2 protein-coding genes are annotated in these 511 nt (G+C 45.4%); both read right to left on the reverse strand.

Going from position 1 to position 511, the window contains the following annotated elements; genetic code table 11:
- The coding region (locus tag HC175_RS17445) for a methylenetetrahydrofolate reductase (protein WP_209310057.1) at positions 1-309 on the reverse strand (309 nt) is incomplete at its 3' end.
- 13 nt (positions 310-322) lie between these two features.
- Positions 323-511, reverse strand: a 189-nt coding sequence (locus HC175_RS17450) for a vitamin B12 dependent-methionine synthase activation domain-containing protein (protein ID WP_168139569.1), incomplete at its 5' end; no start/stop codon positions are given.

Here is a 511-nt window from a genome sequence, read left to right on the forward strand (position 1 = left end):
TTTGGAAAATCCCCCGCAAAGAATATGTGGCACAGCATCTACTTTATATTTGCTCTGGATCGCTGCACAAATACCCACTGTGCCGGGACGTTTTCTCACCACCCTCTTTTCCAGAAGGCCCTTTTCCCTCTCAATATATACATATTCTTCCCGATGATAGGTCACATCAATGAATGGAGGCCTGAACTCCATGAGCGGATCTATCCCGTCAAAAATGCCCTGTACATTATGCCCTTTTAAAGGCGGAAGGATCTCAAAAGAGAATAAGGTCTTCCCTCCCGCTCCTTGAATATGTTCTGTAATTTTCATTCGGTCTTGCTTTTTAATTTTTGGGAAGTTCATCGGTGATCGTGGGACTTAACCATTTTTCTGCTTCTTCTGTGGCGATTCCTTTTCTTGTTGCAAAATCGTCTACCTGGTCTCTGCAGATCTTCCCGACTCCAAAATATCTGGCTTCCGGATTTCCGAAGTAGTAGCCGCTCACACTTGCTGCCGGCCACATTGCCAGACT

This window comes from Salinimicrobium oceani, assembly GCF_012037645.1.